The sequence below is a fragment of the Amycolatopsis viridis genome (assembly GCF_011758765.1).
Classification (GTDB): Bacteria; Actinomycetota; Actinomycetes; order Mycobacteriales; family Pseudonocardiaceae; genus Amycolatopsis_E; species Amycolatopsis_E viridis.
The window spans coordinates 1,572,199-1,583,911 of sequence record NZ_JAANOU010000001.1 but is presented as its reverse complement, the minus strand read 5'-3'; the positions used below and the strand labels follow the sequence as shown (position 1 = coordinate 1,583,911).

Here is an 11,713-nt window from a genome sequence, read left to right as displayed (position 1 = left end):
GTCACTCGCCTCCGCCCGCAAACGCGCCGGACGTGCGGCTGACGTCGTCGCCCGCCACGCGCTCGGCCTCGGGCCCCGCGCCGGGGCTCATCCGCTGTGCCGCGTCCCGCACGGCCCGGACGATGTTCTGGTATCCCGTGCAGCGGCACAGGTTGCCCTCGAGTCCCTCGCGCACGGCTTGCTCGTCCGGATCCGGATTGTCGGCGAGCAGGTCGATGGACTGCATGATCATGCCCGGCGTGCAGAACCCGCACTGCAGCGCGTGGTTGTCGTGGAACGCTTCCTGCACCGGGTGGAGCCGGCCGTCGCGGGCCAGACCCTCGATGGTGGTCACTTCGGCGCCGTCGGCCTGCACGGCCAGGACCGAGCAGGACTTCACGCTGTGCCCGTTGAGGTGCACGGTGCAGGCACCGCAGTTGCTGGTGTCGCATCCGACCACGGTGCCGATTTTCCCGAGCGTCTCCCTCAGGTAGTGAACGAGCAACGTGCGGGGTTCGACCTCGTCGGTGTAGCCGGTTCCGTCCACAGTGACGGTGATGCGCATGAGGCCTCCAGTGGTGGGAGCTGGGTGATCGGCTTCACAACCGAGCGTGCTACGTCCATGCCGTTCGGACAAGTCCTGGTTGGGTGACGCTTGGACCGGACTCCCGCAGATGCGCGCGAATCCCTGCTCCACCACCGCATCCGCGGAACTGCCGTGCACGAAGTGCCCACTCACGGACCCACGGGAGGGCTCAGCCGTGAATGCGCCCGGACAGCTCGGTGAGCCGCCGCCCGCCGCCGCCCCACCGCAACGCGATGATTTCCGCGGCGATCGACACCGCCGTCTCCTCCGGTGTCCGCGCGCCGAGATCGAGCCCGATCGGGGAGGACAACCGCGACAGTTCCACCTCCGACAGTCCCGCCTCACCCAGCCGGGCGAGGCGGTCCTCGTGGGTGCGCCGCGAACCCATCGCCCCGATGTAACCGACGTCCAGGCGCAGCGCGACCTCCAGCAACGGCACGTCGAACTTCGGGTCGTGGGTGAGCACCGTGATCACCGTCCGCTGGTCGATCCGGCCCGCTTCGGCCTCCGCCTGCAGGTAGCGGTGCGGCCAGTCCACCACCACCTCGTCCGCGTCCGGGAAGCGGGAGGCGGTGGCGAACACCGGACGCGCGTCGCACACGGTCACGTGGTAGCCGAGGTAGGAACCCATGCGCGCCATCGCGGCGGCGAAGTCGATCGCGCCGAACACCAGCATCCGCGGCTGTGGTTCGAAGGAGTTGACGAACACCGCCATGCCCTCGCCCCGCCGCTCACCCTCGAGCCCGTAGTGCAGGGTTCCGGTGCGCCCGGCGGCGAGCAGGCCCCGCGCGTCGTCCGCCACGGCGTCGTCGATCCGGTCCGTGCCGAGCGTGCCGGCCGTCCGGTCCGGCCACACGATCATGTGCCGCCCGCGCCGCGCCGGGTCCTCGTGCTCGATCACCGTGACGACCGCGACCGGCTCCCCCCGGTGGACGGAATCGACGACGTCACCCAGTTCGGGCAGGGTCTGCCGGTCGATCCGCTCGACGTAGATGTCGATGATCCCGCCACAGGTCAGGCCGACCGCGAACGCGTCGTCGTCGCTGACGCCGTAGCGCTGCAGGACCGGCTCGCCGTCGGCCACGACCTGCTGCGCCAGCTCGTACACCGCACCTTCGACGCACCCGCCGGACACGCTGCCGGTCGCGGAACCGTCCTCGCCGACCAGCATCGCCGCACCGGGCGCGCGGGGCGCGGACGAGAACGTGGCCACCACCGTGCCCACGCCGACGGCCTCACCCGCGTTCCAGCGCTTGTACAACTCGTCCAGTACGTCATGCATCGCGGATCTCCTGCAGCAGTCGTTCCAGGGTCGCCAAGCTGTGGCCGGCCAGCAGGCGGTCGACGTGCGGGAGCGCGGCCGCGATGCCGGACTGCACCGGAGCGTAGCCCTCGCGTCCCGCGTGCGGGTTCACCCAGAACACCGCGTGCGCCAGACGCCGCATCCGGGCCATCTGCTCGCCGAGCAGCGCCGGATCGCCGCGCTCCCACCCGTCGGAGAACACCACGACGACCGACCGGCGCGCCAGCCCGCGCTGCCCCCAGCGGTCGAGGAAGATCCGCAGCGTCTCGCCCAGCCGGGTGCCGCCCGCGAAATCCGGCACCGCGGTGCCGGCGGCGAGCATGGCGCGCTCCGGATCGCGCTGCCGCAGCTGCCGGGACACCCTGGTCAGCCTCGTGCCGAGGGTGAACACCTCGACCGCGGCCGGCGCGCGGCGCACGACCACGTGCGCGAACCGCAGCAACGCGTCGGCGTACGGGCTCATCGAGCCGGACACGTCGAGCAGCAGCACCACCCGGCGCGGCCGCGTCGCGCGGTCGCGGTGCACGAGCCGGACCGGTTCCCCGCCGCCGGCCAGCATTGCCCGCAGGGTCCGTCCGCCGTCCAGCGATCCGCGCCGCGCCGGCCGGACGCGCAGCGACTTGCGCATCGGTGGCTGCGGGCGCAGCACCGCCATCAGCTCCCGCAGGTGTTCCCGCTCGGCCTTGGTCAGCTCCGCGAGGTCGCGTTCGCGCAGCACCTCGGCGTCGGTGGCGGCGACCCGCAGCTCGTCGTCGTCCGCGCCGGACTCGCCCTCGCCCGCGGACTGGGAAACCAGGGCCGCGATGCGGGACCGCTGCTCGCGGCGGACCGTGGCCGGCCGCGGCTCCGGCGGCGCCGCGGCGAACCACTGGGCGAACGCGTCGTCGTAGCGGATCAGGTCGTCCGGCTCGGAGCACAGCGTGAGCCGCCCGGCCCAGTACAGCTGGTCGGCGTCACCGACGTCGAGCCGCTCGACCGCGTCCAGGTACGCCTGCACCCGCTGCGGTCCGCAGTCGACGCCGGCCACGCGCAGCGCGGTCGCGAAACCGACGAAACCCGGCAGTGGGTCGCTGGTGCTCACCCGCCCATTGTTACGCGAAAATCCGATGCAAGGGGTTCGCGGCTCGCGCGCTGCCGGAGAACGGCCTCAGCGGGCCGAGGCCGCGGCGATCACCTCGTCGAGGACCTCGCGCGAACGCAGCAGGTCGCCGATCATCCGGTTGATCCGCTCGCGCTCGCCGCGCAGGTCGGCGACCAGCTTCTCACCGGCGATCTCGGATGGGCCGCTGCCGCCGTCGTGCATGCAGGGCAGCAGCTGCGCGATCTTCGCGCTGCACAACCCGGCGGCGAACAGCTCCTGGATGCGGATGACGCGGTCGACCGCGGCCTCGGCGAACTCCCGCTGACCGCCCGCGGTGCGCTCGGCCGTCAGCAGCCCCTGCTTCTCGTAGTAACGCAGCGAGTGTTCACTGACCCCGGTGCGCCGCGCCAGCTCGCCGATCCGCATCGTCACCTCCGGACTTGAACTTCGCACCAATACTAGGTTTTACCTTCGGCGCATGACAAACACACTGTTCGACGAGGTCCGCCTCGGCTCACTGCTCCTGCCCAACCGGCTCGTGATGGCACCCATGTCCCGCACGCGTGCGGGCGCGGACGGCGTCCCGCAGCCGATCATGGCCACCTACTACCGGCAGCGCGCGACAGCCGGCCTGATCATCGCCGAGGCGACCACCCCCAACCAGGTCGGGCAGACCTACCCCGACATCCCGGGCATCCACCGGGCCGCGCAGGTGGACGGCTGGCGCCGGGTCACCGCCGCGGCCGGCGGGCGCATGTTCCTCCAGCTGCAGCACGGCGGGCGGATCGGGCACCCGGACAACAGCGGCCTGCACCCGGTCGCGCCGTCGCCGATCCCCTTGCCGGGCACCATCTTCACCCGCGACGGCCACCAGCCCACCGTGACACCCCGGGAGATGACCACCGGCGAGATCAGGGCGACGATCGCGGACTTCGCGGCCGCCGCGGGCAATGCGATCGACGCGGGCTTCGCCGGTGTCGAGGTGCACGCGGGCAACGGCTACCTGCTGCACCAGTTCCTCGCGCAGAACACCAACCACCGCACCGACTCCTACGGCGGCCCGGTCGCCAACCGCGTCCGGTTCGTGGTCGAGGTCGTGCGCGCGGTGGCCGGCGCGATCGGGGCGGAGCGCGTCGGGGTGCGCGTGTCGCCGGGGAACACGGCCAACGGCATCGAAGAGGGCGACACCGGGGCGATCTACCGGACCCTGTTGGGTGAACTGGCCGGCGACGGGCTGGCCTACCTGCACGTCGCCTTCGCCGATCCGGAGGACGGGTTCTTCCGCGCGGAGTGGCCCGGTGTGCTGATCGCGAACCCGGCACTGCCGTGGCCGGGCCCGCTGCCCGAGGACGGGGGCAGGCGGGCGGGCGAGCGGCTGCTCGCGGCGGGCGCGGACCTCGTCTCGCTCGGGCGGGCGTTCCTCGCCAACCCGGACCTGGTGGCGCGGCTACGGGCCGGCGCGCCGCTGAACCCGTTGCGGGGCAGAGAATTCATGTACACCGGCGGTGAATCGGGCTACACCGACTACCCCGTGCTCGATACCGTCGCCGTGTGACTCATCTCGACCGGACCCGTACCGCCTACGACACCGTGGCCGCCGACTACGCCCGGCTCCTCGAAGGGCTTCTGGAACAGACCCCCGAGGACCGCGCCATGCTGGGGCTCTTCGCCGACTACGTGCGCCGGGACGGCGGGCAGGTGGCCGACATCGGCTGCGGCACGGGGCGGGTGACGACCTACCTGGACTCGCTGGGGCTCCCCGTCTTCGGTATCGACCTCTCGCCCGGCATGGTGGCCGAAGCGCGACGGCGCTACCCGCACCTGCGGTTCGAGGTCGGCGCGATGGCGGACCTCGCGCTGGCGGACGGGAGCCTCGGCGGGATCCTCGCCTTTTACTCGATCATCCACACCCCGCCCGAGCTGCTGCCGGAGGTGTTCGCGGAGTTCGCGCGGGTCCTCGTGCCGGGCGGCCACCTGATGCTGGCCTTCCAGGTGGGCGACGAGCGCCGGAGCTTCGAGCAGGCCTACGGGCACGCGGTTTCCTACGATGCCTACCGGCTGCCGCCGGACCGCATCACGGAACTGCTGGCCGGTGCGGGGTTCTCCGTGAGCGCACGGCTGGTCCGGCAGCCCGCCTTCGAGCACGAGGGGACGCCGCAGGCCTACCTGCTCGCCCACCGCGCCCGCTGAGGGGGTGGTTGAGCCGTGGCACCACGGACGGTGCCTAGGCCAGGACCGCGTCCAGCTTGGCGCGGACGCGGTCGAGATCCTCGGAGTACTTGAGGACCGCCCCGAGCGTGCGGGCGGCGATGTCGGCGTCCAGCTCGGAGCGGTTCAGCGTCACCAGCGCCTGCGCCCAGTCCAGCGACTCAGCGATGCCCGGCGGCTTGAGCAGCTCCAGCTCACGCAGCCGGCGGACGGCCGCGGCGATCTGCGTCGCGAGCCGTTCGCCGACGCCGGGCAGCCGGCGGCGCAGGATGGCGACCTCGCGGGCCAGGTCGGGGTGCTCCAGCCAGTGGTAGAGGCACCGCCGTTTCAACGCGTCGTGCACCTCGCGGGTGCGGTTGGAGGTCAGCAGCACCAGCGGCGGGCGTTCGGCGCGGACCTCACCGAACTCCGGGATCGTCACGGCGTTCTCGTCGAGCAGCTGCAGCAGGAACGCCTCGAACTCGTCGTCGGCGCGGTCGATCTCGTCGACCAGCAGGACGCACGGCGCCTCCTTGAGCGCGCGTAGCAACGGCCGGGCCAGCAGGAACCGCTCGGTGAACAGCGACTGTTCGGCGGTGTCGACGTCCAGCCGCTCGCTGCCCGCCTCCAGCGCACGCAGGTGCAGCAGCTGGCGCGGGAAGTCCCATTCGTACAGGGCCTGCGCCGCGTCGATGCCCTCGTGGCACTGCAAGCGCACCAGCGGCAGGCCGAGCGCCTCGGACAGGGACACGGCCAGCGAGGTCTTCCCCGTGCCGGGTTCGCCTTCGCAGAACAACGGGCGCTGCATGCGCAGCGCCAGGAAGGCGGCGGTGGCGACACCCTCGTCGGCGAGGTAGCCGACCCGGTCCAGCTCCGTCGCCAGCTCTTCGGGTGAGTTGACCTTCACCCCTTCCACCCTAAGGGGTCGGCGGGTGGTTGACACACCACTCGGAGCCATTTAGCTTTGTCATCAAATATGATTTGTCATCAAGGAGAGTCGGCATGCCGCACCTGACCGTCCACGCCCTCGAAAGCGACCTCACCGGCCGCGAGACGGCGTTGATCGAAGCGCTGACCGACGCCGTGGTCGCGGTGTACGGGGACTGGGCACGTGACCTCGTGGACGTGCGGCTGATCGGCCTGCCGCCGAACCGGTGGGGCATCGGCGGCAAGCCGGCCGAGTCGCCCGCGCCGGCCGTCACCTTCGGCATCAAGGAGAGCGTCTTCGCCCGCCCGGACGCGGACGAAATCGTCGCGCGGCTGGTCACGGAGGTGACCGGCGCGATCGTCGCCGTGTGCGGCGAAGGCGTCCGCTCCGGGGTCACCGTCGATCTGGTGGGTACACCCGTCGGCCGCAGCGGCGTGGGCGGGGTGGTCGTCGCCGCTTAACGAGCCAGGTCCGCCGGGGTGTCCACGTCCTCGCCGCCGCCCAGGTCGGCGCATTCCACCAGCCGCAGGTCGGCGCGACCGCGCAGCCAGTCGCGCGCGCCGCGGTCGCCGGAGGCGCTGTCGGCGACCTCGCGCCACCAGCGGCGGCCCAGCAGCACCGGGTGACCGGGCACCCCGTCGTAGGCGGCGCGCGCGACCACCCCGGGTGCGGCCAGCTCACGCAGCCGCGCCACGATCCGCGCGTCCACCCCCGGCAGGTCCACCAGGTGCACCACCACCGCGTCCGCCTCGGGCAAGGCCCGCAGTCCGGCGCGGAGCGAGGCGCCCATCCCGGTGGCCCAGTCCGGCGATTCCACGGCCAGTTCCGGGGACGGCAGCAGTGCACGCACGTCCTCCGCCTGGGCGCCGACCACGACCCGGATCGGCGCGCAGCCGCCGTCGGCCAGGACACGCAACGCCCGGCGCAGCAACGGTTCCCCGGCCAGCTCGACCAGGGCCTTGGGTTTGCCGAACCGGCGCCCGGCACCCGCCGCGAGCAGCAGACCCGCGCACTCAGCCACGGCGGGCCTGCGCGGGCGCGACGGCCAGGTCGTCCTCGATGCGCTTCGCGGCGGCCAGCAGCGGCGGCACCATCTCCTCGACCACCGTCTCGCGCGCGGTGCGGCCGGCGTGCGTGGACACGTTCACCGCGGCGACGACGGTGCCGTGCCGGTCCCGGATCGGCGCCGCCACCGACCGCAGGCCCTCCTCCAGCTCCTGGTCGACCAGCGCCCACCCCTGCTGCCGGACCGCGGCCAGCTCCGCTCGCAGCGCCGCCGGGGAGGTCAGCGTGTGCGAGGTGAGCCGCTCCAGGTTCGCCTGCTCCAGGTACGCCGCGAAGCCCTCCTCGCCGAGACCGGCGAGCAGCACGTGCCCCATCGATGTGGCGTAGGCGGGGAACCGGGTGCCCACGTTGATGCTCACCGTCATGATCCGGGACACCGCGACCCGCGCGACGTAGACGATGTCGGCCCCGTCGAGCACCGACACCGAGCTGGACTCGCGCACCTCCGCCGACAGGCGCTCCAGGTGCGGCTGCGCGACCTCGGGCAGCGTCATGCTGGACAGGAAGGCGTACCCGAGTTCCAGTACGCGGGCGGTCAGCGAGAAGTGCTTGCCGTCGGTGCGCACGTAGCCGAGGTCGGCCAGCGTCAGCAGGAACCGGCGGGCCGCCGCGCGGGTGAGCCCGGTCGAGCGGGCCACGTCGGACAGCGTCAGCTCCGGTGCGCCGGCACCGAACGCGCGGATCACGGCCAGCCCGCGTTCCAGCGACTGGACGTGGTGCGCGCCGCGCTCGGTCGGTTCCGCCATGCTCGCCAATCTAACGTGGTGCGAAGCACCGGCGTCGAGGGTGCGGGTGGGGTTACCGGTCGCGTGGCTGGGCGGTGGGTTCGCCCATTTCGGCCAGGGTCTGCTGCGCGATCGCGAACGCCTCGTTGGCCGCCGGGACGCCCGCGTACACGCCGGCGTGCAGCAGCACCTCGCCGATCTCGTCGGCGGTCAGGCCGTTGCCGATCGCCGCGCGGACGTGCATGGCGATCTCGCCGTGGCAGTGCAGCGCGGTCAGCACGGCCAGCGTGATGCAGCTGCGCGTCTTGCGGTCCAGGCCCTCGCGGGTCCAGATCGAGCCCCACGCGGCACGCGTGATGTAGTCCTGGAACTTGCGGGTGAAGTCGGTGGCGTTGCCGGCCGCGCGGTCGACGTGCGCGTCCCCCAGCACCTCGCGCCGGACCCGCATGCCCGCCTCGTACAGCTCGTCGCTCATCGCGCCCCCTTCAGGTGCTCCAGCAACAGCTCGGTGAACTTCTCCGCCTGCTCGTAGCTGCCCAGGTGCGCCGCGTGGGCGAGGACCTCGAAGCGCGCGCCCGGGATGCCCTCGGCGATCAGCCGGCCGTGCGACGGCGGCAGGGCGGCGTCGTCGGCGCCGGAGACCACCAGGGTCGGCACGCCGATCCTGCCCAGTCCCGCGGTCAGGTCGAGCCCGGCGATCGCTTCGCAGCACGACGCGTACCCCTCGGCCGGGGTGGTCTCGGTCATCCGCCGCAGTTCCGCGGCCCGTTGCGGGTGCGCGGCGATCCAGCCCGGCGTGAACCACCGGCCGATGCTGCCCTCGGCGACGCGCGCCATGCCCCCGGCCCGCACCTGCTGCGCGCGCTGCGTCCACATGTCGACGTTGCCCGGCCGGGCCGAAGTGAACGCCAGGGTCAGCGACCGGATCCGCGACGGCACGTGCTGCCCGAGCCAGGCGCCGGTCATGCCGCCCAGTGACAGGCCGACGAAGTGCGCGGAGGCCACGCCGAGCGTGTCGAGCAGCTCGACGACGTCGCCGCCGAGATCGGCGATGGAGTACGGGCCGGGCGGCACCGGCGAGTTCCCGTGCCCGCGCGTGTCGTAGCGGACGACGCGGAATCCGTTGTCGGTCAACGGTTTCACCTGCGGGTCCCACATGCGCAGGTTGCTGCCGATGGAGTTGCTGAGGACGACGACCTCACCGGATGCACCGTCGCCGGTGGTCTGGTGGTGGACCCTCACCGCGTTTCCTCCCGCTTCTCGTGCGCGGCCAGCACCCGTTCGGTGAAGAGGCGGGCGCTGCCCAGGTAGCCCGCGGGGTCGAGCAGTTCGTCGATGCGCGCGCGGGTGAGGTGCTCGCCCACCAGCGGGTCCCCGGCCAGCAAGTCCGCCAGCTCACCCTCGCCGGCCAGGGCGCGCCGGGTGCACGCGCTGACGGCGTCGTGCGCTTCGAGCCGGCCGGTCTCGGCCGCCAGCGCGGTGGTGACCCGTTCGGACAGCAGCGCGCCCCCGGTGATGTCCAGGTTGGCCCGCATCCGGTCCGCGTCCACCTGGAGACGGTCCAGGCTGGTGCGTAGCCAGTGCACCGCGGATCCGGTGCTGCGGAACAGTTCGGTGAGCGGGCGCCACTCGGCGTGCCACGACCCGGCGGCGCGCTGGTGTTCCTGCGCCATCGCGCCGAGCAGGGTCGCGACCAGCCCCGGCGCCTGCTGGGCGGCGGCGTTCGCGGCGACCGCGGCGACCGGGTTGCGCTTGTGCGGCAGGGTCGACGAACCGCCGCTGCCCTCGGCCACCTCGGCCACCTCGGCAACCTCGGTCTGGGCCAGCAGCACCAGCGACCGCGATATCCCGGCGACCACTCCGGACAGTTCGCCGAGCGCGGCGGCCAGCTCGGCGATCCGGGTGCGCTCGGTGTGCCAGGGCAGGACCGGTTCGTCCAGCCCGAGGCGCCGCGCGAACGCGGCCAGCACCGCCGGGCCCCGCTCGCCGAGCGACGCGAGTGTGCCGGTGGCACCGCCCAGCTGCACGGCGAACCGCTGCGCGCGCAACCGGTCGGCCGCCGCGTCGAGCCCGGACAGCCAGCCGGCGGTCTGGAACCCGAACGTCACCGGCAGCGCCTGCTGCAGCAGCGTCCGTCCCGCTTGGACGGTCCCGGCGTGCTCCCGGGTCAGTTCCGCGAGCCGGTCCGCACAGGCCGCGGCCTCGTCGAGCAGCACCGCCGAGGCACGCCGGGACACCAGCATCGCGGCGGTGTCCACAATGTCCTGACTGGTCGCACCGAGGTGCACCACCCGGCCCGCCTCGCCGCCAGCCTGCGCGGTCAGCTCCCGCACCAGCGGCGCGGCCGGGTTGCCCACGCCCACGGACTTCTCTCCGATCGCCGTGGCATCGAAGCTGCTGTCCCGGACCACCGCCGCGATCCGGTCCGCGTGCTCCCGCGGGATCACGCCCGCGTCCGCCTCCGCAGCGGCCAGCGCCGCCTCCGCCTCGAGCAGACCCCGCAACCACGCGGCGTCGGACACCTCGGCGCGGACCGGCCCGGCGGCCAGCATGGGGTCGAACAGCTCAGACATCGAAGAACACTGTCTCAGCCGCGCCCTGCAACCGCACGTCGAAGCGGTACCCGTCCGCGGTCCGTTCCGCGATCAGCGTGCCGCGCCGCTCCGCGGGAACCGCGTTCAGCACCGGGTCGGCGGCGTTGGCCTCGGCGTGGTCCGGGAAGTAGATGCGGGTGACGACCCGGTTGAGCAGTCCGCGCGCGAACACCGACACGTCGATGTGCGGCGCCTGCATCGACCCGCTCTCGCCCGGGATCGCGCCCGGCACCAGGGTCAGGATCGCGTAGCTGCCGTCCGGTTCGGTCGGGCACCGGCCGAAGCCGCGGAACCCGGGCACCCGGCCACGCGGGTCGTCCGGGTGGTCGAAGCGGCCCTGCGGATCAGCCTGCCAGGTCTCGATCATCGCGTCCGGGATCGGGTTGCCCGCGCCGTCGGTGACGGTGCCCCGGATCCACACCGCGCCCGGGGTGCCCTCGGGCACCACGGTGGGGCCGTCCGCCCAGGGCAGGCCGATCGCGAGGTAGGGGCCGACGGTCTGCGACGGGGTCGTCATTCTTCCTCTTCCTCGTTCTCGAAGACGGACTGCTCACGCCCGCGGACCACGATGTCGAACTCGAAGGCCAGCGCCCAGTGGTCGGTGGTGCGGCGGTAGTCGAAGCGGGAGATCATCCGCTGCCGCGCCTTCTCGTCCGGGATCGAGTTGAAGATGGGGTCCTGGAAGAACAGCGGGTCGTCCGGGAAGTACATCTGCGTCACCAGGCGCTGCGTGAACGCCTGGCCGAACACCGAGAAGTGGATGTGCGCGGGCCGCCAGGCGTTGTCGTGGTTCTTCCACGGGTAGGCACCCGGCTTGATGGTGGTGAACTCGTACCGGCCGTCGGCGTCGGTGACGGTGCGGCCGACGCCGTCGAAGTTCGGGTCCAGCGGGGCCGGCCAGTTGTCGCCGATGTGCCGGTAGCGGCCGCCCGCGTTGGCCTGCCAGATCTCGATGAGCGAGTCCGGGATGCCGCGCCCGTCGCCGTCCAGCAGGCGGCCGTGCACCAGGATCCGCTGGCCCTGCGGCTCCTCGGCGTGCTGGCGGGTCAGGTCGTTGTCGAGCTCACCGATCCGGCCCGGGCCGAGCAGCGGGCCGGTGATCTCGGTGAGCATCTGCGGCAGCAGCACGAGCGGCTGTTTCGGGTGCCGCAGCGCCGTCGACCGGTATCCGGGCGAGTCCAGCGGCGGGTGCGTGCCCTCCGGGTCCCGCCGGTATCGCGGCAGGATCAGCTTGTTGCCCGTCGGTGCTGCCATGACACGGTCTT

15 protein-coding genes are annotated in these 11,713 nt (G+C 72.7%); 3 read left to right on the top strand and 12 right to left on the bottom strand.

What is annotated here, in order from left to right:
• Position 1 precedes the first annotated feature (1 nt).
• The 4 genes from FHX46_RS07865 to FHX46_RS07850 form a co-directional block, all read right to left on the bottom strand.
• Positions 2-544 (bottom strand): (2Fe-2S)-binding protein, encoded by a 543-nt coding sequence (locus FHX46_RS07865; RefSeq protein ID WP_167111991.1) that lies wholly within the window; start codon positions 542-544, stop codon positions 2-4.
• Positions 545-734: 190 nt separating this feature from the next.
• The gene (locus FHX46_RS07860) at positions 735-1,847 is read right to left on the bottom strand and encodes an XdhC family protein (protein ID WP_167111989.1); all 1,113 of its coding nucleotides are present in this window, start codon (positions 1,845-1,847) and stop codon (positions 735-737) included.
• Positions 1,840-2,949 carry a vWA domain-containing protein gene (locus FHX46_RS07855; RefSeq protein WP_167111987.1) on the bottom strand — a complete coding sequence of 370 codons (1,110 nt, stop codon included), beginning with the start codon at positions 2,947-2,949 and terminating at the stop codon, positions 1,840-1,842. Before FHX46_RS07855 ends, FHX46_RS07860 begins: the two co-directional genes overlap by 8 nt.
• Before the next feature lie 66 nt (positions 2,950-3,015).
• Positions 3,016-3,402, bottom strand: a complete 387-nt coding sequence (locus FHX46_RS07850; RefSeq protein WP_313886057.1) for a MerR family transcriptional regulator — start codon at positions 3,400-3,402, stop codon at positions 3,016-3,018.
• A gap of 25 nt (positions 3,403-3,427) precedes the next feature.
• Between FHX46_RS07850 and FHX46_RS07845 the strand changes: the two genes are divergently transcribed.
• Positions 3,428-4,504, top strand: coding sequence for an oxidoreductase (locus FHX46_RS07845; RefSeq protein WP_167111985.1), 1,077 nt, complete (start codon positions 3,428-3,430; stop codon positions 4,502-4,504).
• The gene (locus FHX46_RS07840) at positions 4,501-5,139 is read left to right on the top strand and encodes a class I SAM-dependent DNA methyltransferase (protein ID WP_167111983.1); all 639 of its coding nucleotides are present in this window, start codon (positions 4,501-4,503) and stop codon (positions 5,137-5,139) included. The genes FHX46_RS07845 and FHX46_RS07840 overlap by 4 nt, the downstream gene beginning before the upstream one ends.
• A gap of 34 nt (positions 5,140-5,173) precedes the next feature.
• Here FHX46_RS07840 and FHX46_RS07835 read toward each other — a convergent pair whose 3' ends face one another.
• Positions 5,174-6,043: an AAA family ATPase gene (locus tag FHX46_RS07835; protein ID WP_167111981.1), complete on the bottom strand. Its 870-nt coding sequence runs from the start codon at positions 6,041-6,043 to the stop codon at positions 5,174-5,176.
• 95 nt (positions 6,044-6,138) lie between these two features.
• On the opposite strand from FHX46_RS07835, the gene FHX46_RS07830 reads away from it, so the two are divergent.
• Positions 6,139-6,525, top strand: coding sequence for a tautomerase family protein (locus FHX46_RS07830; protein ID WP_167111979.1), 387 nt, complete (start codon positions 6,139-6,141; stop codon positions 6,523-6,525).
• Here the strand turns inward: FHX46_RS07830 and FHX46_RS07825 are convergent.
• Genes FHX46_RS07825 through pcaH form a run of 7 tightly spaced genes read right to left on the bottom strand, consistent with a single transcriptional unit; the run spans position 6,522 to position 11,702 of the window.
• Complete coding sequence (locus FHX46_RS07825) at positions 6,522-7,085, bottom strand: nucleotidyltransferase family protein (RefSeq protein ID WP_167111977.1); 564 nt, start codon at positions 7,083-7,085, stop codon at positions 6,522-6,524. The two genes, FHX46_RS07830 and FHX46_RS07825, sit on opposite strands and share 4 nt — an antisense overlap.
• Positions 7,078-7,875 carry an IclR family transcriptional regulator domain-containing protein gene (locus FHX46_RS07820; RefSeq protein WP_167111975.1) on the bottom strand — a complete coding sequence of 266 codons (798 nt, stop codon included), beginning with the start codon at positions 7,873-7,875 and terminating at the stop codon, positions 7,078-7,080. Before FHX46_RS07820 ends, FHX46_RS07825 begins: the two co-directional genes overlap by 8 nt.
• Positions 7,876-7,927: 52 nt before the next feature.
• The gene (pcaC, locus tag FHX46_RS07815; protein ID WP_167111973.1) at positions 7,928-8,329 is read right to left on the bottom strand and encodes a 4-carboxymuconolactone decarboxylase; all 402 of its coding nucleotides are present in this window, start codon (positions 8,327-8,329) and stop codon (positions 7,928-7,930) included.
• Entirely contained in the window at positions 8,326-9,096 is a 771-nt protein-coding gene (gene pcaD / locus FHX46_RS07810) for a 3-oxoadipate enol-lactonase (RefSeq protein ID WP_167111970.1), read from the bottom strand. Before pcaD ends, pcaC begins: the two co-directional genes overlap by 4 nt.
• Positions 9,093-10,427 (bottom strand): 3-carboxy-cis,cis-muconate cycloisomerase, encoded by a 1,335-nt coding sequence (gene pcaB, locus FHX46_RS07805; protein ID WP_167111969.1) that lies wholly within the window; start codon positions 10,425-10,427, stop codon positions 9,093-9,095. The genes pcaD and pcaB overlap by 4 nt, the downstream gene beginning before the upstream one ends.
• Complete coding sequence (gene pcaG / locus FHX46_RS07800; RefSeq protein ID WP_167111967.1) at positions 10,420-10,965, bottom strand: protocatechuate 3,4-dioxygenase subunit alpha; 546 nt, start codon at positions 10,963-10,965, stop codon at positions 10,420-10,422. Before pcaG ends, pcaB begins: the two co-directional genes overlap by 8 nt.
• Entirely contained in the window at positions 10,962-11,702 is a 741-nt protein-coding gene (gene pcaH, locus FHX46_RS07795) for a protocatechuate 3,4-dioxygenase subunit beta (RefSeq protein ID WP_167111965.1), read from the bottom strand. The genes pcaG and pcaH overlap by 4 nt, the downstream gene beginning before the upstream one ends.
• Positions 11,703-11,713 lie beyond the last annotated feature (11 nt).